This window comes from Marinomonas vaga (assembly GCF_055388305.1).
Genome location: NZ_AP043903.1, coordinates 3,211,186 through 3,229,711, shown reverse-complemented (window position 1 = coordinate 3,229,711; position 18,526 = coordinate 3,211,186). Strand labels below are relative to the sequence as shown.

The 18,526-nt window shown below is 46.7% G+C and carries 15 protein-coding genes and 14 tRNA genes; 23 read left to right on the top strand and 6 right to left on the bottom strand.

Annotated elements, in window-relative coordinates:
• The first annotated feature begins 2 nt into the window (after positions 1 to 2).
• Genes ACZ5DR_RS15160 through ACZ5DR_RS15145 form a run of 4 tightly spaced genes read left to right on the top strand, consistent with a single transcriptional unit; the run spans position 3 to position 4,730 of the window.
• Positions 3 to 647 carry a DUF4194 domain-containing protein gene (locus tag ACZ5DR_RS15160; protein ID WP_377367943.1) on the top strand — a complete coding sequence of 215 codons (645 nt, stop codon included), beginning with the start codon at positions 3 to 5 and terminating at the stop codon, positions 645 to 647.
• 6 nt (positions 648 to 653) lie between these two features.
• On the top strand, positions 654 to 4,079 hold the full coding sequence (locus ACZ5DR_RS15155; protein WP_377367945.1) for an SbcC/MukB-like Walker B domain-containing protein: 3,426 nt from the start codon (positions 654 to 656) through the stop codon (positions 4,077 to 4,079).
• Positions 4,080 to 4,096: 17 nt separating this feature from the next.
• Complete coding sequence (locus ACZ5DR_RS15150) at positions 4,097 to 4,405, top strand: BolA family protein (RefSeq protein ID WP_377367947.1); 309 nt, start codon at positions 4,097 to 4,099, stop codon at positions 4,403 to 4,405.
• A 22-nt stretch (positions 4,406 to 4,427) separates the two neighbouring features.
• Positions 4,428 to 4,730, top strand: coding sequence for an STAS domain-containing protein (locus ACZ5DR_RS15145; RefSeq protein ID WP_377367949.1), 303 nt, complete (start codon positions 4,428 to 4,430; stop codon positions 4,728 to 4,730).
• Positions 4,731 to 4,875: 145 nt separating this feature from the next.
• Here the strand turns inward: ACZ5DR_RS15145 and gcvP are convergent, their stop codons facing one another.
• From gcvP to glyA, 3 genes are all read right to left on the bottom strand, one after another.
• Entirely contained in the window at positions 4,876 to 7,734 is a 2,859-nt protein-coding gene (gene gcvP, locus ACZ5DR_RS15140; protein ID WP_377367951.1) for an aminomethyl-transferring glycine dehydrogenase, read from the bottom strand.
• A gap of 70 nt (positions 7,735 to 7,804) precedes the next feature.
• Complete coding sequence (gcvH, locus tag ACZ5DR_RS15135; protein WP_377367953.1) at positions 7,805 to 8,188, bottom strand: glycine cleavage system protein GcvH; 384 nt, start codon at positions 8,186 to 8,188, stop codon at positions 7,805 to 7,807.
• Positions 8,189 to 8,242: 54 nt separating this feature from the next.
• Positions 8,243 to 9,520 carry a serine hydroxymethyltransferase gene (glyA, locus tag ACZ5DR_RS15130; RefSeq protein WP_377367956.1) on the bottom strand — a complete coding sequence of 426 codons (1,278 nt, stop codon included), beginning with the start codon at positions 9,518 to 9,520 and terminating at the stop codon, positions 8,243 to 8,245.
• A 392-nt stretch (positions 9,521 to 9,912) separates the two neighbouring features.
• Here glyA and gcvT point away from each other — a divergent pair, with 392 nt between their 5' ends.
• The 4 genes from gcvT to ACZ5DR_RS15110 are packed head-to-tail and all read left to right on the top strand — an operon-like array spanning position 9,913 to position 13,454.
• A complete protein-coding gene (gene gcvT, locus ACZ5DR_RS15125; RefSeq protein WP_377367958.1) occupies positions 9,913 to 11,010 on the top strand; it encodes a glycine cleavage system aminomethyltransferase GcvT in 1,098 nt (365 codons plus the stop codon).
• 59 nt (positions 11,011 to 11,069) lie between these two features.
• Positions 11,070 to 11,612: an elongation factor P hydroxylase gene (locus tag ACZ5DR_RS15120; RefSeq protein WP_377367960.1), complete on the top strand. Its 543-nt coding sequence runs from the start codon at positions 11,070 to 11,072 to the stop codon at positions 11,610 to 11,612.
• A complete protein-coding gene (locus tag ACZ5DR_RS15115; protein WP_377367962.1) occupies positions 11,593 to 12,726 on the top strand; it encodes a 4-phosphoerythronate dehydrogenase in 1,134 nt (377 codons plus the stop codon). The genes ACZ5DR_RS15120 and ACZ5DR_RS15115 overlap by 20 nt, the downstream gene beginning before the upstream one ends.
• 8 nt (positions 12,727 to 12,734) lie before the next feature.
• The gene (locus ACZ5DR_RS15110; RefSeq protein WP_377367964.1) at positions 12,735 to 13,454 is read left to right on the top strand and encodes a flagellar brake protein; all 720 of its coding nucleotides are present in this window, start codon (positions 12,735 to 12,737) and stop codon (positions 13,452 to 13,454) included.
• 59 nt (positions 13,455 to 13,513) lie between these two features.
• Here the strand turns inward: ACZ5DR_RS15110 and htpX are convergent, their stop codons facing one another.
• Positions 13,514 to 14,401 carry a protease HtpX gene (gene htpX, locus ACZ5DR_RS15105; RefSeq protein WP_464543927.1) on the bottom strand — a complete coding sequence of 296 codons (888 nt, stop codon included), beginning with the start codon at positions 14,399 to 14,401 and terminating at the stop codon, positions 13,514 to 13,516.
• Between the two features lie 66 nt (positions 14,402 to 14,467).
• The gene (locus tag ACZ5DR_RS15100) at positions 14,468 to 15,682 is read right to left on the bottom strand and encodes a pyridoxal phosphate-dependent aminotransferase (protein WP_377367968.1); all 1,215 of its coding nucleotides are present in this window, start codon (positions 15,680 to 15,682) and stop codon (positions 14,468 to 14,470) included.
• Positions 15,683 to 15,748: 66 nt separating this feature from the next.
• On the opposite strand from ACZ5DR_RS15100, the gene msrB reads away from it, so the two are divergent.
• Entirely contained in the window at positions 15,749 to 16,162 is a 414-nt protein-coding gene (gene msrB, locus ACZ5DR_RS15095) for a peptide-methionine (R)-S-oxide reductase MsrB (RefSeq protein WP_377367973.1), read from the top strand.
• A gap of 21 nt (positions 16,163 to 16,183) precedes the next feature.
• On the opposite strand, the gene ACZ5DR_RS15090 is transcribed toward msrB, so the two are convergent.
• A complete protein-coding gene (locus tag ACZ5DR_RS15090) occupies positions 16,184 to 16,762 on the bottom strand; it encodes a YajG family lipoprotein (protein WP_377367975.1) in 579 nt (192 codons plus the stop codon).
• A gap of 131 nt (positions 16,763 to 16,893) precedes the next feature.
• Between ACZ5DR_RS15090 and ACZ5DR_RS15085 the strand changes: the two genes are divergently transcribed.
• The 14 genes from ACZ5DR_RS15085 to ACZ5DR_RS15020 all read left to right on the top strand — a co-directional run bounded on the left by ACZ5DR_RS15085 (position 16,894) and on the right by ACZ5DR_RS15020 (position 18,511).
• Positions 16,894 to 16,969, top strand: a tRNA-Glu gene (locus tag ACZ5DR_RS15085).
• Positions 16,970 to 17,033: 64 nt separating this feature from the next.
• Positions 17,034 to 17,108, top strand: a tRNA-Gly gene (locus ACZ5DR_RS15080).
• 48 nt (positions 17,109 to 17,156) lie between these two features.
• Positions 17,157 to 17,232, top strand: a tRNA-Glu gene (locus ACZ5DR_RS15075).
• Between the two features lie 32 nt (positions 17,233 to 17,264).
• Positions 17,265 to 17,339 (top strand) — tRNA-Gly (locus ACZ5DR_RS15070).
• 48 nt (positions 17,340 to 17,387) lie between these two features.
• A tRNA-Glu gene (locus tag ACZ5DR_RS15065) sits at positions 17,388 to 17,463 on the top strand.
• Between the two features lie 32 nt (positions 17,464 to 17,495).
• Positions 17,496 to 17,570 (top strand) — tRNA-Gly (locus tag ACZ5DR_RS15060).
• Positions 17,571 to 17,618: 48 nt separating this feature from the next.
• Positions 17,619 to 17,694: transfer RNA gene (locus ACZ5DR_RS15055), tRNA-Glu, on the top strand.
• Positions 17,695 to 17,726: 32 nt separating this feature from the next.
• A tRNA-Gly gene (locus ACZ5DR_RS15050) sits at positions 17,727 to 17,801 on the top strand.
• A gap of 48 nt (positions 17,802 to 17,849) precedes the next feature.
• Positions 17,850 to 17,925 (top strand) — tRNA-Glu (locus ACZ5DR_RS15045).
• Between the two features lie 32 nt (positions 17,926 to 17,957).
• Positions 17,958 to 18,032, top strand: a tRNA-Gly gene (locus tag ACZ5DR_RS15040).
• A gap of 48 nt (positions 18,033 to 18,080) precedes the next feature.
• A tRNA-Glu gene (locus ACZ5DR_RS15035) sits at positions 18,081 to 18,156 on the top strand.
• 46 nt (positions 18,157 to 18,202) lie between these two features.
• Positions 18,203 to 18,278 (top strand) — tRNA-Glu (locus ACZ5DR_RS15030).
• Between the two features lie 44 nt (positions 18,279 to 18,322).
• Positions 18,323 to 18,397 (top strand) — tRNA-Gly (locus tag ACZ5DR_RS15025).
• A gap of 38 nt (positions 18,398 to 18,435) precedes the next feature.
• A tRNA-Glu gene (locus ACZ5DR_RS15020) sits at positions 18,436 to 18,511 on the top strand.
• The last annotated feature ends 15 nt before the right edge of the window (positions 18,512 to 18,526 follow it).

Genomic DNA, 18,526 nt, shown 5'->3' with positions numbered 1-18,526 from the left:
CCATGCTAAGAGAGTTAAAAAAAGCTGCTGAGGAATCAGGGAAAGACCCACAGGAGTTTCAGCAGACTGCGAACTACCTGCTCGCGAATCAGTTTGTCAGTGCCTTTAAACATGGCCAACGACGTCATTTCTTATTGGTTGAAATGTATCAGCAATACTTTGCGAACCTGTTTGATGCCTTAGGCATGAAGCTCTACGTAAACGAAAATGAACGTTTAGCAGGGGTGTTGCCTGTTGAAAAAGAAGCCTTTGTTCGTTTAAAGACAGACGAAACTTTGATTTTGTTGGTGCTGCGACAAGTTTACGAAGAGAAAATCGAGAATTTCGAAGTAGACAATGGTTTTGTGGCAACCAATACCCTCACTGTCTTGGAACGTTACGTTCAGCTGGTCAAACGAGAAATTCCATCAGAGACTCGTTTTAAAGAAATCTTGAGCCTGTTCAGTAAGCACGGTGTCATTATTCGTGGCAAAGCCTATGAAGAAGATGCTAAGAACCTGATGATCAACATTACCCCTGTGGTGCGCTTAATTGTTACAGAGGCTTATCTGCGTCAACTTGAAAACTTCAATGGTGTTGACCCCGATGAAGATGAAGTGGTTGATGAAGAAATGGAAACGACTGAATCAGGCACAGAGGCACAGTAAACGACTATGAAGAAGCTAAATCGAATTGTACTCGTTAATTGGTACCTGCTGGGCGCAGAAGAAATTAACTTACGTGGCAATACGGCCATTATTGGTCCTACCGGTTCTGGTAAATCATCACTATTGGATGCCATCCAAACTGTTTTGACTGGCGCTAGCAAACGTCACCTAAATTACAACGCCAGCGCCAACGATGGTAAAGCGTCCGGTCGTAGTATTCGCTCTTATATATTGGGGATGATCGACTCAGGCCAAGCGAGTGATAAGGTGTCTGGCGCGCAAACTCGTCAAGATGCCATAGCTTACCTTGCTTTGGTGTTTGAAGATGAAAACAGCGGCAAAGAGACCACTGTGGGGTTGTGTTTGTCCGCCTCATTAGCATCGCCAGAAGAAGATGTACTCGGTCGTTTTGTGTTGTCTAATTATGGTGTTCGACGTGACGACTTTGTTGAAACCATTAGTGCGAAACAATACAAGGCTAAACCTTGGTTGGAAGTGCGTGAAGCCATGAAAAAGGTCTGCCTAGACCCATACATTAAGTCAGGTAGTGCTTCCGCAACCCAGTACATGAACCGCTATTTAGAAGAGTTGAGCCCGAGTGCAGATCAGCTTATTACTCTAGATGGCTTTATGAAGAACTTTAAGAACGCCTTAAAGTTTGTGCCGATTGCTTCACCAACACGCTTCGTACAAGACTTCGTTCTCGCTGAGGCGCCGCTACAAGTTGGCGCATATCAAAAATCTCTGAGCGAATATCGACAGCTGGAAGCCAAAACCCAAGAAGTGGCCAAGCGAATCGATGATTTAAAAGCCATCCAAGTAGAGTGTGAGAAAAAACACCAACAAGAGCAAACCGTGGTGAATTACCAGTGGATTGCGACCGAAGCCCGTTTTGATCAGCTAGGCAGTAAACAGGATGAAATTCAGGATCAATACGAAGGCTTTAAAGAACGTGAAGAAGAGATTGACGAGGAAATTACGGCTCAATCTAACTTACTTAAGCAACTGCAAGGGCAGTTGTTGCGTCTAGAGCAGCAGTATGAGCATTCTGATGTGGGTCTTAAACTGCAACAGCTAGAGCAAAGCAAAAAGCTGTTAACACTGGAAGGCCAGCAGGACAAAAAGCTTGTTGTGCAGGCACACCAAGTGCTGCAATTAATGTCGGCGTTGCATACCTTTGAGGATGTGTTGTCACCTAAGGTGCGCGCGTTAGTAGAGGATGCTGAGCAAGCGGCACAAAACATCGATGCCGATGGCAACATCATTGGTAACGCCAAGGTGGTGAGTAAGCTTCTTGCTAGTGTTAATGAGGCCCTAGATGAAGACAAGGGTGCCTTATTCCAGCAACGTACCCAGTTGAACCGCAATATACTTAACCTGAAAGATGAGTGTCGCCAACTGGAATCAGACGTATCGTCTTTAAAAGGTGGCTCGAGCCCGTTATCGCCTAACGTTAAAAAACTCATTGGCCTATTGGATCAAGCCAACATCAAAGCGACTCCGTTAAGTCACTTAGCTGAAGTGACGGATCACAAGTGGCAAGATGCCATTGAAGGTTATCTTGGTAGTCAGCGGGAAGCTTTGATCGTGGCGCCAGATGATGCGGAAGAGGCCATTCGTATCTTTCGTGCGCATCGACGCCAATTAATGGGGTGTCGAGTAATCGATACCACTCAAACCCGTTTGTGGCTCAATCGTGGTGATAGTAACTCTGTGTTGCGTTTTATTCGTTGTAACGATGATCATGCTCAAGCGTATTTAAACCGTCGCCTTGGTGGTATCAAGCCAGTTGAGACGGAGCGTCAGCTGCTTCGTGAAGACAGCGCAATGACCGCCGACGGCATGTTGAAGTTGTCAGGTACGATTTCCACCATTCGTTTTACCCCTCATATGATGGTGGGGATTAACACAGACGGTATGCGTAAATCCCGTGAGGCTCAGCTACAGCAATTGAGTGGCGAGTTGATGGACTTTATGAAAACAGACCAACGTCTTGAGCAAGCAGATAACTTGCTGGGTCGTATTATGGCGTCTAATCAGATAGATGCGTCTGCTTTACATGAGGCGGGTGCGTCGAATACCCGTATCGCCCAAGATTTGGCAGATGTAGAGGCGCAGATTCAAGGCCTGCAGCAGAATGATGATAAAGAGCTGCAGGAGCGAATTGAAAGCTTGAAGGAGCGTATTGCTGGTATTGAATTAGAGCACAAGAAACTAGACCGTGAACGTCAGCAAATAGCGGAACAGTATGGCTCTTTAAATACGCAGAAATCTCAGCTTTCTGAGGCGCTAGCCGCTTTAGACGAAGAGCGTAACAAAATTACCGGTAACCCATTGTTTAATGCTGAGTTCGCTAGTGAGCGTTATGACCTGCTGGAATCCAGCATGGTAAATGGTGCTGCGATCTACAAAGAGGCCATGAGCCGCTCTGAAAAAGCCGCAGAAAAAGTCCGCTCCTTTGATCAGAAGGTGCGTAAAGAGGTGGCCGATCATTACGCTAAGTACCACAACAGTAATCTAGATGATGATGTTCAGCTGGACTACTTAGAGTCCAAGTTCGAAGAATTTGAGCACTATGTCACCCACCAGATCGATGTGCTTGGTGAAACAGAGCTTGCTAAATATGCCAAACGTGCCGAATTGGCGCGTCGTGAAGCAGAAGAAACCTTCCGCAGTGACTATGTTTCTAAGTTGAAAGATTCCCTTGATCAGGTGGCTCACATTATTCGTGAGTTGAACCATAGCTTGAAGCGCCGTCCGTTTAACCAAGAGGTTTATCAATTCCGCTTTTATCCGAACGGGGATATGAAAGACATTTTGGACTTGGTTGAGAAGTTCAGCTCCATGGATCAAGCCAATGTAGGGGGATTATTCGATCCTGAGCAGACTGGTGACCCAGAGCATGCAAAAGCTATTTCAGTGATCCAAGAGCTAATTAGCGATGAAGAGAAGCAGAAAGATCTGGCTGACTACCGCAAGTTCTACAACTTTGAAGTAGATATCCTAAACTTGGATGGTGAGAAGAAAACCACCTTGTCCCAGCGTATCCAGACCGGTTCCGGTGGTGAGCACCAGATTCCTTTCTACCTTGCTATCGCTGCAGCCTTATCGACAACCTACCGTTTACACGAAACTATGGATGGGGACATCGTAGGGGGCTTCTCTCTAGCAATGTTTGACGAGGCCTTTAACAAGATTGATATGGCGAAGACCTCAACTTGTATGGGCTTTATGCGTGATATCGGCTTACAGGTTATCGCCGCAGCACCTGATGACAAACGTGCCGTCATGGCTGCGAATATGGATACCATTATTAGCGTTTGGCGTGAGGGTGGTGCCGTGTCACTGGATGTGGCGTATCCGCAAAATAAAGGCCAAGCTCTATTGAGCGGTGACAACGAAACCAATGCAGAAGAAGCGCCTGCCCAATAAGGCGCTTGGAGAGACTAATGCAAATTGAAAACGAGATTCGTGAAACCTTAAGCAGAGCATTTAATGTGCATCATATGGAGCTTGAAAATGAAAGCTACAAGCATAATGTTCCTGCGGGCAGCGAGTCGCATTTTAAGCTAACCTTAGTAAGTAACATCTTTTTTGGTAAAACCCGCGTACAGCGACATCAGTTGGTCTATGGCGCATTAACTGACCAGATGCCAAAGATTCATGCTTTGGCATTGCATTTGTATACCGACGAAGAATGGGAGGCTCGTAAATACGAATCTCCAGATTCACCTGATTGTTTGGGAGGAGGGCGTTAAACCGCCTGATAAGGGATAGGATATGAGCATTTCCGTAACCGTACAGGATAGTAAAGGAATCGTCGAAATCGGCGTTATCGGCAGTTTCGACTTTTCTTTGTTCAATGATTTTCGTTTAGCTTATTCTGATTTCATTGGCCAGTACGATCACTTTGTAGTCAACATGGAAAACGTTGAGTACTTAGACAGCGCAGCCTTAGGTATGCTCCTCAGTATGAAATCGGCACTGGGTGATGGGGTTGAAATCGAGATCATTAATGCTAATGACTTTATTGGCAATATTCTAATGATCAGTCGTTTCGATAAGCGTTTTACAATTAAGTAACTGCTTATTGATTGAGGTTCTAAAGCGAGCTTAATGGCTCGCTTTTTTGTATTGAAAATCAGTGATAGCGAGCTTTTGCCGAGTAAAGAGAACAAAAAAGGCGAATCCTAGGATTCGCCTTTTTGATGTTTATGCTTAAAGGGGCTTAGCCCTCGTAGCTTTCGATTGGTGGGCACTCACAGAACAAGTTGCGGTCACCGTAAACGTTGTCGATACGACCAACAGGTGGCCAGTACTTGCGTGCTGCAATCCAAGGTAGTGGGTAGGCTGCTTCTTCGCGAGAATATGCGTGTGCCCAGTCGCCTTTTAGTAAAGAGGCTGCCGTATGAGGAGCATTGACTAATGGGTTGTCTTCTAGTGGCCACTCGCCACTTTGTACCTTGGTGATTTCGGCCTTGATTTGAATCATAGCATCGCAGAAGCGGTCTAGTTCTTCGCGGTTTTCAGATTCTGTTGGCTCGATCATTAGGGTGCCGGCTACTGGGAAAGACATGGTTGGCGCATGGAAACCAAAGTCCATTAGGCGCTTAGCGATGTCTTCTTCAGAAATGCCAGACTCTTCTTTGATGGGACGAATGTCGATGATACATTCGTGAGCAACTGTGCCGTTTTTGCCTGTGTAAAGCACTGGGTAATGCTCACCTAGACGCTTAGCGATGTAGTTAGCGTTCAAGATCGCATTGAATGTTGCATCACGTAGACCACGGTCTCCCATCATTTTGATGTACATCCAAGTGATAACAAGGATGCTTGCAGAGCCATATGGCGCAGCAGACACGGCGCCGTGTTGCATGTCGTTTTGTACGACAGGAGATACCGCATGGCCTGGCAAGAAAGGCGCAAGATGTGATTTAACACCAATAGGCCCCATACCTGGACCGCCACCACCGTGAGGGATACAGAAGGTTTTGTGTAGGTTAAGGTGAGACACATCCCCGCCGAAGCTGCCTGGAGGTGCAATACCTACTAGTGCATTTAGGTTAGCGCCATCGATATACACTTGGCCGCCGTTATCATGAACAATGTCACACACTTCACGGATCTGTTCTTCAAACACACCATGAGTAGAGGGATAAGTGGCCATGATACAGCTTAGGTTGTCAGCGTGCTTCTCTGCTTTTTCTTTAAGGTCTGCGACGTCAATGTTGCCGTTCTCGTCACATTTAACGATGACAACTTTCATGCCAGCAAGAGCAGCAGAAGCTGGGTTAGTACCGTGCGCTGAACTTGGAATCAAACAAATATTACGCTGATCATCACCGCGGGACTTATGGTATTTGTCAATGGCGATCAGGCCAGCGTATTCACCTTGCGCACCTGAGTTGGGTTGCAAAGAAATAGTGTCGTAGCCGGTTGCCTTTGAAAGCATGGCAATTAGATCATTAAGTAGAGTTTGGTAGCCTGCTACCTGTGTTTTAGGTGCGAATGGGTGTATGCGACCAAATTCTGCCCAGGTCACTGGGATCATTTCAGAAGCCGAGTTTAGCTTCATTGTACAAGAGCCCAGTGGAATCATGCTTTGGTTCAAAGCAATGTCTTTTACTTCAAGCTGGCGCATGTAGCGCATCAGTTCGGTTTCACTGTGGTGCGAATTGAAAACAGGGTGCGTTAGGATTGCGTCCGTACGCAGCATGTTTGCATCAATACCTGTTTCTAGCTCTGCATCGAGTAGGTCTTCATTTAGTGAAACGCCGAAGCTGTCTGATAGGTTGCGTAAGTCTTCGATGGTGCTGGTTTCGCTGAAAGACAAAGAAAGCGTTGTGCTGTTTACACGGTATAAATTGATGTTCTTATCTGCAGCGCTCTTTAGAACTGTATCTGTTTTATCAAGCGTCTTAACGACCAGGGTGTCGAAATGGGTGCTGTTAACGGAATAAGTGCCTTTAAGAGATGTCGCCAAGATGTGAGTGAAACCTGCCACACGTGTAGCGATTTTTTTCAAGCCTTGTGGGCCATGGTAGACGGCGTAGAAGCCTGCCATCATGGCTAGTAGTGCTTGGGCGGTACAGATGTTTGACGTGGCTTTTTCACGGCGAATGTGCTGCTCACGTGTCTGCATGGCCATACGCAATGCAGGCTTGTCATGGCTGTCTTTGGAGACACCGATTACACGGCCGGGCATTGAGCGTTTGAATTTATCTTTCGTGGCTAGGAAGGCAGCGTGAGGGCCACCAAAGCCCATTGGAACACCAAAACGCTGTGCGCTACCCACAACAATGTCTGCACCAAGATCACCTGGTGACTTAATTAGTACCAGTGATAGTAGATCCACGGCAACAGAAACCAGTGCGCCTTGTTCGTGTGCTTGTGCAATGGTGCTGGAGATGTCCACTACTTGTCCATCAATACCTGGGTATTGAAGAATGGCACCAAATACATCGTATTCTGATAGGGTGCTTGGGTCTGCAACCACCACTTCAATTTCTAGTAGCTCGGCACGGGTTTTAACAACGTCGATGGTTTGTGGTAGGACGTTATTACCCACAAAAAGAGTATTTACTTTCTTTTTACCAGCACGCTGCATCAGGGTCATGGCTTCTGCTGCGGCAGTCGCTTCATCTAATAGGGAAGCGTTGGAAATTTCCATGCCAGTAAGGTCGATGACTACTTGTTGGAAGTTTAGTAAAGCTTCAAGACGACCCTGAGAAATCTCTGGTTGGTAAGGTGTGTAGGCTGTGTACCAGCCTGGGTTCTCTAACAGGTTGCGTAGGATTGGGCTGGGAACGAAGGTGTCGTGGTACCCCATGCCAATGTAGCTGCGGGCAATCTTATTATTGCCTGCAATTTCTTTTAGCTGTGTAAGGGCGTCGTTTTCGCTGACAGGCTGTTTAGACATGTCGAGATTAGCTAAGCGAATCGCGCTTGGAATGGTGTTCTCGATCAATTGGTCTAGGGATTCGAAGCCGATGGTGTTTAGCATCGAAGATTGTTCTGTTGCATCAGGGCCGATGTGGCGTGCAATGAATTCGTCTTTGCCTAGCAAGTCGCGGATACACGAAGTCATGTAAGGTCACCTATAAAAGAAATTGCAGGAGGAGAAATAACACCCCTAGGGTTAGGGGTGTTGAGTCGAATTATTCGATAGAGGTTGCGTATGCAGCCGCATCTAAAAGCTTGTCTAGTTCAGCAGGGTCATTAAGTTTGATTTTAGCAATCCAAGCGTCTTCAAATGGTGATTCATTCACAAGCTCTGGGGAGTCGTCTAGGGCTTCGTTCACTTCAACGACTTCACCAGAAACGGGTGCGTAGATATCAGATGCTGCTTTCACAGACTCAACCAGTGAGAACTGTTCAGAAGCAGTTGTTTCTGCGCCCACATCAGGAAGCTCGATGTATACCACGTCTCCTAGTAGGTCTTGTGCGTGGTCTGTGATGCCAACAGTAACGGTGCCATCACCATTGTCGCGTACCCATTCGTGAGAATCAGCATATTTCAGATTAGATGGAATGTTGCTCATGGCCATAAGTCCTATATAAATTGCCCGAGACGGTAGGTCTCGGGCGTGAACAAATTAACGGTATAGAGGGAATTGCTTACAAAGCTCAGCAACTTCCGCACGTACACGTGCTTCAACTTCAGTGTTGCCTTCTGGGCTTTCAACTAGGCTATCTAGTACATCACTGATCAGGTTGCCAACTTTACGGAATTCTTCTTCACCAAAACCGCGAGAGGTCGCAGCAGGAGTACCAAGACGGATACCAGAGGTAACCATTGGTTTTTCAGTGTCAAACGGAATGCCGTTTTTGTTACATGTGATACCAGCGCGCTCAAGGGCCTTGTCTGCAACGTTACCTTTCAAGCCTTTTGGACGAAGGTCAACCAACATCAGGTGCGTGTCAGTACCGCCAGTCACAATGCCGTAGCCGCGCTCAACCATTACTGCAGCAAGGGTTTTAGCATTGCTAACAACTTGCGCAATGTAGTCTTTAAATTCTGGTTTCAGTGCTTCACCAAATGCAACCGCTTTACCAGCGATAACGTGCATAAGTGGACCACCTTGGTAGCCAGGGAATACTGCAGAGTTGATTTTCTTACCTAGATCCAAGTCGTTAGATAAGATCATGCCGCCACGAGGACCACGAAGTGTCTTGTGGGTAGTTGTAGTAACAATGTGCGCATGTGGCAGTGGAGAAGGGTGTGCGCCTGTCGCTACTAGACCAGCAATGTGTGCCATGTCTACGAATAGGTAAGCACCTACTTTGTCAGCGATTTCACGAAAACGTTTGAAGTCGATTTGACGTGGAATAGCAGAGCCACCAGCGATGATCATTTTAGGTTGGCATTCGATTGCTTGCGCTTCGATCGCATCGTAATCGATCAACAATGTGTCCGCATTAACTTCGTATTGAACGGCATTGAACCATTTACCAGATTGTGCTGGTGGCGCACCGTGAGTTAAGTGACCGCCAGAGGAAAGGGACATACCCATGATGGTGTCACCTGGCTGAAGCAGTGCCAACATTACAGCGCCATTTGCTTGAGCGCCAGAGTGAGGCTGAACGTTCACGAATTCACAGTCAAATAGCTGCTTAGCGCGATCAATTGCCAATTGCTCAGTTACGTCTACTGCTTCACAGCCGCCGTAGTAACGACGCTCTGGGTAGCCTTCAGCGTACTTGTTGGTTAGGACAGAGCCTTGTGCTTCTAAAACAGCTTTAGAAACGATGTTTTCAGACGCGATTAGCTCGATACCAGTTTCTTGACGCTCTTGTTCTTCTACAAGTGTTGCGTAAAGCTCAGCATCACGCTCTTTAAGTGCTTGGCTGAAAAAGGCTTCAGTGTTCGCCATGTTGGGGTCCTCTTAGATTAACATTCATGTCAGTGACATTTTACAACGGACATATTCTAACATTTGTCTGATCAAAATAGATGAAAAAAGATCAATTACACTGTCGCTATAATCATCTGCTCTGACTAAGTTTCTCAAATCATAAACAAAAAGTTTCCAATTGGAAACATGTGTTGCTAAACAAAAACACGAGTCTAGTAAAAAATGTTCAGAATTCAAATGTTGACCGAATGGTTATAAATATAGCTTTTCAGTAGATAATACGGGGATGCTGGACAAAAATTATTCGAACAATCAATGGAAGGTTGCAAAACTAACGGCGAACTTAGATACTTTGTTTCCAATTGGAAACTTAATTCTCTAGCGAACCTAAGATACTGTTGAGGTGCTCAATGAAACGTACTCCTTTATACCAAGCCCATGTTGATGCCGGTGCTCGCATGGTGGAATTTGCAGGCTATGAAATGCCTGTGCAATACCCATTAGGGGTCAAAAAAGAGCACTTGTGGACGCGCAGCGATGCAGGCTTGTTTGATGTGTCTCATATGGGTCAAGTGATCTTGAAAGGTGAGAATGTAAAAGACGAGCTTGAAGCTATTTTGCCAGTAGATGTCAAAGGCTTGCCATTGAATACTCAGCGTTACGGTGTTTTTACTACTGAAACAGGCGGCATCACAGATGACCTAATGTTCACTAACTGGGGTGACGACTGTGTTTACATGGTGGTTAATGCTGCCTGTAAAGAGCAAGATGTGGCGTATTTAAAGTCGTCTCTTAAAACCACTGAAGTGACGGTTGTTGAAGATCGGGCCTTGGTGGCAATCCAGGGGCCTAAAGCACGCGCAGCGACTGCTAATCTATTACCTGGTGTTGAGCAGATGTTATTTATGCAATCTGCCAAAATAATCTGGGAAGGTGTTGAATTGTGGGTTAGCTGTTCAGGTTATACGGGAGAGGACGGTTACGAGATTTCTGTGCCTAATGATTCTGCTGCGGTTTTTTGTAAGGCCTTAACAGGTCAAGCAGAAGTGGAGTGGATTGGTCTGGGTGCCCGTGACTCACTTCGTTTGGAGGCAGGCTTATGTTTATACGGTCATGATCTAGACGACACCACAACGCCAGTGGAAGCCTCTATTACTTGGGCTATTCAGAAAGTGCGTCGCCAAGAGGGTGAGCGTGCTGGGGGCTTTGTGGGGGCTGATGTTATTCTGTCTCAGCTTGATTCAGGCGCTTCGCGTAAACGTGTTGGTTTTGTTGTGGAAGGAAAAGCGCCAGTACGTGAAGGGGTTGAGGTTGTCACTGAGTCTGGTGAAGCGGTAGGTGTTGTGACCAGTGGTGGCTTTGCGCCAACTCTTGGTCAACCAATCATTATGGCTTACGTGTCATCCAGTCATTTAGAAACCCCTCTTTTTGCCTCACTTCGTGGTAAACTGATCCCATTAAAGGCAACAAAAATGCCATTCGTAACCGCTCGCTACTTCCGAGGCTAGAGACATTCTCAGGGTTTGCTCTACGTCAGAAGTGTCGAGCAAGCCCATTTCGAGATTCAATGTTGACCGCAGAAATTCTTGAAAAGACGTTTAAGGACGTCTTTTTTAATGCTTATAAAACCACCTTGTGTGGTGGCTTTGATGAGCCTTTTTATCTTGCCTCTGATTCAGATGGTATTGCCCAAATTCAGTATCGGTACGATTACGCCTCCAGTGCTTTGCATGAAATAAGTCACTGGTGTGTGGCAGGAGAGGCACGACGTCAGTTAGATGACTTCGGGTATTGGTATGCGGAGGATGGTCGTTCAGAAGCTCAGCAGAAGCAGTTTGAGCAAGTGGAAATTACGCCCCAGTCCTATGAATGTATTTTCCATTGGGCCGCAGGCATGTCTTTTGATGTCAGTGTTGATAACTTAGCTTTGCCAGACTACGATCCGACGCCCTTTCGACGGACGGTGTATGACAATGTTAAGACCTTATTAGAAAATGGCTTACCTAAACGGGTAGAACAGTTCGCCCAAGCGTTATACCTGCGCACGGCACAATCCTCGCTACCGCTACAACAATTTTTAAGAGAGTCTCATGAAAATAATTGCCGATGAAAACATGCCAAACGCCCAGCGCTTATTCTCTGGCCTAGGGGACGTCACTCTTGTGAGTGGTCGTGATTTGACGAATGACATGTTGGCTGATGCGGAGGTACTTTTAGTACGCTCTGTGACTAAGGTGAATGAAGCCCTATTGGCGGGGTCATCCATTAAGTATGTCGGTAGTGCCACCATAGGCACTGATCACATTGATAAGTCTTATTTAGCAAAGCAAGGAATAGGCTTCAATAGTGCCCCTGGGTGTAATGCGGATGCGGTAGCAGATTATGTGTTTAGCTCTTTGGCGCATTTGTATCTTAACAAGGGGTTGAACTGGTTGGACGCCACTATTGGGGTGATTGGTCAGGGGAATGTTGGCAAAACGGTAGCGGCTCGTTTTGTTAAATTAGGCTGCAATGTGACAGTTTATGACCCATTGGTACAATCGAGTGTTACAGGTGTCACTCAAGGTACCCTTGAAGAAGTGTTGGGGGCTGATGTTGTGTGTTTGCATGCGCCTCTTACTCGGACTGGTGATTACCCTAGTTTCGATATGATTAACGCCCAGAGCGTTGCGAATCTTCGTGCTGGTCAAACGATTATTTCTGCTGGCCGTGGCGGCGTGATCAATGAAGAGGCTCTAATGGCCCGCTTCGATGAGCTCAACGGTGCTTTAAACTTAGTATTCGACGTATGGCATCAAGAGCCAACCCCTAATATGGCATTTGCTCGTATTTGTGATATTGCCACGCCTCATATTGCAGGATATAGCAAGCAGGGCAGGGAAAAGGGGACTTGGCAGATCTATGAGGCAATGTGCAAATATTTTGACTTGAATGTCAGAAGTTCCTTTTCGGAATCCATCTCTCGGGGTAGTATCGAATCATTGAGCTTAAGCAAGCAGTTGTCTCCGTTAGAGTTTTTATCAAGAGCCATGCTCGCTATCTACGATCCATCACGGGACAGTAATCGTTTTCTAAGGGTGATGACGAGTGGTCAATTGAAACCCTTTGATTGGCTTCGCAAACATTACGTGGAGCGAGATGAGTTTAGTACTTGTGTTATTTCAGCTCCATCTTATGAGCAACAATTGATGGCTCTCGGTTTTAAAAAAGCATTTGAGAAGTAAGGATAAAAATGGCCGAAGTTCGCCAGGTAGACTTCAAAGAATTGGATGTGCCAATTGGAACAAATGTCCAGTTGGAGTTCATTTCTCCCCCAGGTCGTCACACTGTGAAAGTGCTTGGTCGTATTCCGGGAAGGTCTCTGATTGTATCGTGCCCTCGGGTTGGCGGTAAAAATATCATTGTTAGGGACAGTCAAGTTGTGAATGTCCGGTTAATGCTTGCCACATCCGTCTGTGCGTTTTCTACGAAGGTGGCTAAAAGCTATATGGAGCCGGGCGCACATCTCCATTTAGCTTATCCTGCCTATGTGGATACCTCTGAAGTACGCCAAGCCGCTCGTGTTGAAACTCGTCTTATTTGTTCCTTGGAGGCGGGTGTCGGTGATCAGCCTATTAGTGAGTCTGCAACTGGGGTGGTGGTGGATTTAAGTACTGGCGGATGTAAGATCTTATCCAAGACGGATTTTGGGTCTGTGAACCAAACCATGCGTATGGCCGTGAACGTGACGATTGGTGGCTACAAGCATATCCTCAAAATCCAGTGTGAAATTCGCAATCAAGAAATCCAGATGCTTGAGCAGGTTCAGGCCTCCATTGCAGATAATGCATTCCTCTCAAGGATGGGGGTTGAGTATTTATACGTATATGGTATTCGTTTTATCGATATGGATAAGGAGCAAGGGATTCCGTTGCTTGCTTATATTCTTGAAACCATCAGTGCCAAGTCTTAAATTTACTTACTATTAAAAAGCCCCTCAATTGAGGGGCTTTTTTGTGCTTTGTGGCGACCTTACAGCTGTTGCAATGCAGCGATGCGATCTTTGATGGGTGGGTGGCTAGAGAAAAGCTCACCAAGTTTAGGTGAAGGTCCTTTGTGAATACCAAAAGCCAGCATGCTGTCAGGCATGTGGGAGACTTCGTTTTCGCTTTGGATTCTCGCCAGAGCGGCGATCATGGCCCCTTTGCCAGCTAAACGTGCCCCCGCTTCATCGGCGCGGAATTCACGGTAGCGCGAGAACCACATGACAATCATGCTTGCTAGGATGCCAAATAGGATTTCAAACACAAAGGTCGCAATGTAATAGCCAAAACCGACACTTCCTTGGCTTTCTTCATCGTTACGGCGAAGGAAGGAGTCCACGGCGTAAGCGGCAATACGGGCAAAGAACATCACGAAAGTGTTTACCACCCCTTGAATGAGGGTCAGGGTCACCATGTCGCCATTGGCAACGTGACCGATCTCGTGTGCCATAACAGCACGAATCTCATCCGGTGGGTAGCGATCCAGCATACCGCTTGATACGGCCACTAGAGCATCATTTTTGTTCCAGCCTGTGGCGAACGCGTTAGCCTCATGAGCAGGGAAGACCGCCACTTCAGGCATTTTGATGCCTGCTTCGTTGGCAAGCTCTTGAACAGTTGTTAGAAGCCACTGTTCTTTGTGGTTACGAGGTTGTTCAATAACCTGTGCTTTGGAGCCCCATTTTGCCATCTTTTTGGAAAGAAGAAGGGAAATGATGCTTCCAGTAAAGCCGAATACAGCACAGAAAATTAACAGTGATGTTAGGTTTAAACCGCTACCAGAGATGTAGCGCTCTACGCCCAACAGGCTCAGAACAATACCAGCAACAACTAGAACAGCTATATTTGTTAATAAAAATAGCAGTATACGCATTATTTAGACGCTCCAAAGTAAAAGTACTATGGAGCATCATAGGGGCAGTTAGTTCCTTTTCAAGTAGTACTATTTTCGAATTCTTCCTAGAAACGCGGCAAAACGTTCCATGGCGGGTTGTAGCTCTTCTACATGGGGCAGGAAGACAATACGAAGGTGATCTGGGGTAGGCCAGTTAAACCCTGTGCCATGGACCAATAGCACCTTTTCTTCCTTCAGAAAGCGTAGGGCAATGTCCACGTCATCTTTGATGTCATACATTTTAGGATCGAGTCTTGGGAAAAGGTACAAGGCACCTTCAGGCTTATGACAGTGAACCCCTGGGATGCTATCGAGAATTTCCCAAGCAAGATTTCTTTGTTCATAGAGTCTGCCCCCTGGAGCGGTCAGTTCATTGATGGTTTGGTAGCCTCCAAGCGCTGTTTGTACAGCATGCTGGGCTGGGACGTTGGCGCAAAGGCGCATTGAACTCAACATATCAAGTCCAGCAATGTAATCCTCCATGCCGCTGAGTGGGCCAGTGATGGTCATCCAGCCAGAGCGGAAGCCTGCGGTGCGATAGACTTTTGATAGGCCACCGAAAGTGACACAGGGAATGCGGCCTTCCGTTAAGGTGGCGAGAGGTATGTGTAGTGCGCCATCGTAAAGGATTCGATCGTAAATCTCGTCAGAAAACAGAAGTAGTCCGTGTTCTTCGGCTAGGGCAACAATTTCTTTGAGTATTTCTTCAGAATACACTGCACCTGTTGGGTTGTTCGGGTTGATGATAACCAGGGCCTTTGTTTTGTTTGAAATCTTCGATTTGATATCGGCGATGTCTGGCTGCCATCCATTTCCCTCATCACAAAGATAATGGCGCACATAGCCACCAGAGAGTGTGGCCGCCGCCGTCCAAAGAGGGTAGTCCGGTACAGGGATTAGGATTTCGTCGCCGTCATCCAGTAGGGCTTGCATGGCCATCACGATTAACTCACTGACACCGTTCCCCATCCAGACATTTTCTACGTTGGCGGAGCGAATGCCTAAGGCTTGGTACTTTTGCATAACGGCTTTGCGGGCGGAAAACAAACCTTTGGACTCACAGTAACCTTGAGCGTTAGGTAGATTCTTGATCACATCGACTAGAATCTCATCAGGGGCTTTGAAGCCAAAAGGGGCTGGGTTGCCAATGTTCAGTTTTAAAATTCGATGGCCTTCATCTTCCATACGCATGGCTTCTTTTAATACTGGGCCGCGAATTTCATAGCAGATGTTGGCTAGTTTATTGGATTTACGTATTTCCACGACGCTTCCTTATTAAAGAGGGATATGTTCAGTATACTAACGCTACGTTATTTCGGAGTCTTCAATATGAGTAATGATAAAATCAATAATGATGTTAAAGCTGTAACCGATGAAGAATGGAAGCAACGTTTACCAGAAGAAGTGTACCAAATAGTTCGTAATAAAGGCACGGAGCGTCCATTCACTGGTAAGTATGAAAAGTTCTACGAGCCGGGTAGTTATTACTGCGTGTGCTGTGGTGCTCACTTATTTGATTCTGATACTAAATATAACTCAGGCTCTGGCTGGCCCAGCTTTTATGATGCAGACAAGGAAAACATTAAAGAGTTATTTGATGACTCTTGGATGATGCGTCGAACGGAAATTGTCTGTGAGCAATGCGATGCTCACTTGGGGCATGTATTTCCTGATGGACCAAAGCCGACAGGTGTTCGTTATTGCGTTAACTCTGCTTCATTAGACTTTAAGCCCAAGGATTAACCTTGGGCTTATTGCTATCTATTAATTGCTCAGCATGTCTAGAATGGTCGGATCTTCAAGGCTGCGTGCGACTGTTTTTCCTACCAAATCATTAATCTCTTGTTCTACGTCCTCGCGATCAGGTAATGAACCGTATTGATCGATTTTTTCTGATTTGAAATTGGCCGTATAAGTCTTCGCGCCTTTTTCTACTGTTACCTTAATATCGTTTACTAATTTCGCTTCGGTCTTAAGGGAAAGAGTTTTCGTTGTGTAGCTTAATTCTTCGATGGTGTAGGTAATAGAGGTAGAAGGGGTTCGGCCTTGGGATGGTGTAAAACCTAACTGGGTTAGGGAAGACTGTATGCTCTGGTAAAGGGCAACGCTGACATTGTTGGCAATGGTGATATCGGCGTGTTCACCAATGCCTGTATCGATGCTGCCAATCGCGCTGCCATCAAATCCAGAGACGTTTACCTTAATAGAGTGAGTATTTGTACGTTGTTGGCTTTCAATGTTTGCTTCAGGAGCTAAGTTGATGACATGGGTAGTGTTTGCACAGCCTTGTAAAAGGATTGTGCTGGCTAATGCTATACCCACTAATAAAGGTTTGCGGATCATAAGATCTCCTAATCAAAATTCAGTTGTTGTGACGATTTTATACTTAGATTACATATATTTAAAAAAAGTTGTTGATTTTCAGTCTGGTAACAGTAATATACGCACCCGCTTGCACAGCAAGACTCTGACGTGTCCCATTCGTCTAGAGGCCTAGGACACCGCCCTTTCACGGCGGTAACAGGGGTTCGAACCCCCTATGGGACGCCAATTTACGAATTGGCTCCTTGGTCAGAGTAGCTTAATGAAAGTTATCATTAAGGCAAGCAAGTATGCGGGAATAGCTCAGTGGTAGAGCACAACCTTGCCAAGGTTGGGGTCGCGAGTTCGAGCCTCGTTTCCCGCTCCAAATATCCTCACTCAAAAGAGTAGGGAGCTTCTACGGAAGCAATCATGTGTCCCATTCGTCTAGAGGCCTAGGACACCGCCCTTTCACGGCGGTAACAGGGGTTCGAACCCCCTATGGGACGCCAACTTAACGTAGTTGTTAAACACGTAACATTATGCGGGAATAGCTCAGTGGTAGAGCACAACCTTGCCAAGGTTGGGGTCGCGAGTTCGAGCCTCGTTTCCCGCTCCAATTATCCTCACTCGTAAGAGTAGGGAGCTTCTACGGAAGCAATCATGTGTCCCATTCGTCTAGAGGCCTAGGACACCGCCCTTTCACGGCGGTAACAGGGGTTCGAACCCCCTATGGGACGCCAACTTAACGTAGTTGTTAAACACGTAACATTATGCGGGAATAGCTCAGTGGTAGAGCACAACCTTGCCAAGGTTGGGGTCGCGAGTTCGAGCCTCGTTTCCCGCTCCAGTTATCCTCACTCGTAAGAGTAGGGAGCTTCTACGGAAGCAATCATGTGTCCCATTCGTCTAGAGGCCTAGGACACCGCCCTTTCACGGCGGTAACAGGGGTTCGAACCCCCTATGGGACGCCAACTTAACGTAGTTGTTAAATACGTAACATTATGCGGGAATAGCTCAGTGGTAGAGCACAACCTTGCCAAGGTTGGGGTCGCGAGTTCGAGCCTCGTTTCCCGCTCCAATTATCCTCACTCGTAAGAGTAGGGAGCTTCTACGGAAGCAATCATGTGTCCCATTCGTCTAGAGGCCTAGGACACCGCCCTTTCACGGCGGTAACAGGGGTTCGAACCCCCTATGGGACGCCAACTTAACGTAGTTGTTAAATACGTAACATTATGCGGGAATAGCTCAGTGGTAGAGCACAACCTTGCCAAGGTTGGGGTCGCGAGTTCGAGCCTCGTTTCCCGCTCCAATTATCCTCACTCGTAAGAGTAGGGAGCTTCTACGGAAGCAATCATGTGTCCCATTCGTCTAGAGGCCTAGGACACCGCCCTTTCACGGCGGTAACAGGGGTTCGAACCCCCTATGGGACGCCAACTCTCGCAGTTGTTAAATAGCGAATGAAAGTACGCTTTCTATTGTGTCCCATTCGTCTAGAGGCCTAGGACACCGCCCTTTCACGGCGGTAACAGGGGTTCGAACCCCCTATGGGACGCCAACGCTTTTCACTACATAAAAGTCAGTTGTAAAACTCAATGTCATGCGGGAATAGCTCAGTGGTAGAGCACAACCTTGCCAAGGTTGGGGTCGCGAGTTCGAGCCTCGTTTCCCGCTCCATTCTGTGCTCAGCACATACTTCTACGGAAGATCTCTACGTCCCATTCGTCTAGAGGCCTAGGACACCGCCCTTTCACGGCGGTAACAGGGGTTCGAACCCCCTATGGGACGCCATTTCCTTATCTGTTA

Bases quoted from the DNA above. Each gene is read 5' to 3' on its own strand.
- msrB (WP_377367973.1), top strand. From the start codon at position 15,749: ATGAGTAATGATAAAATCAATAATGATGTTAAAGCTGTAACCGATGAA.
- ACZ5DR_RS15145 (WP_377367949.1), top strand. From the start codon at position 4,428: ATGAGCATTTCCGTAACCGTACAGGATAGTAAAGGAATCGTCGAAATC.
- glyA (WP_377367956.1), bottom strand. From the start codon at position 9,520: ATGGCGAACACTGAAGCCTTTTTCAGCCAAGCACTTAAAGAGCGTGAT.
- ACZ5DR_RS15160 (WP_377367943.1), top strand. From the start codon at position 3: ATGCTAAGAGAGTTAAAAAAAGCTGCTGAGGAATCAGGGAAAGACCCA.
- ACZ5DR_RS15115 (WP_377367962.1), top strand. From the start codon at position 11,593: ATGAAAATAATTGCCGATGAAAACATGCCAAACGCCCAGCGCTTATTC.
- gcvT (WP_377367958.1), top strand. From the start codon at position 9,913: ATGAAACGTACTCCTTTATACCAAGCCCATGTTGATGCCGGTGCTCGC.
- ACZ5DR_RS15150 (WP_377367947.1), top strand. From the start codon at position 4,097: ATGCAAATTGAAAACGAGATTCGTGAAACCTTAAGCAGAGCATTTAAT.
- ACZ5DR_RS15120 (WP_377367960.1), top strand. From the start codon at position 11,070: ATGTTGACCGCAGAAATTCTTGAAAAGACGTTTAAGGACGTCTTTTTT.
- gcvP (WP_377367951.1), bottom strand. From the start codon at position 7,734: ATGACTTCGTGTATCCGCGACTTGCTAGGCAAAGACGAATTCATTGCA.
- ACZ5DR_RS15090 (WP_377367975.1), bottom strand. From the start codon at position 16,762: ATGATCCGCAAACCTTTATTAGTGGGTATAGCATTAGCCAGCACAATC.
- gcvH (WP_377367953.1), bottom strand. From the start codon at position 8,188: ATGAGCAACATTCCATCTAATCTGAAATATGCTGATTCTCACGAATGG.
- ACZ5DR_RS15155 (WP_377367945.1), top strand. From the start codon at position 654: ATGAAGAAGCTAAATCGAATTGTACTCGTTAATTGGTACCTGCTGGGC.
- ACZ5DR_RS15110 (WP_377367964.1), top strand. From the start codon at position 12,735: ATGGCCGAAGTTCGCCAGGTAGACTTCAAAGAATTGGATGTGCCAATT.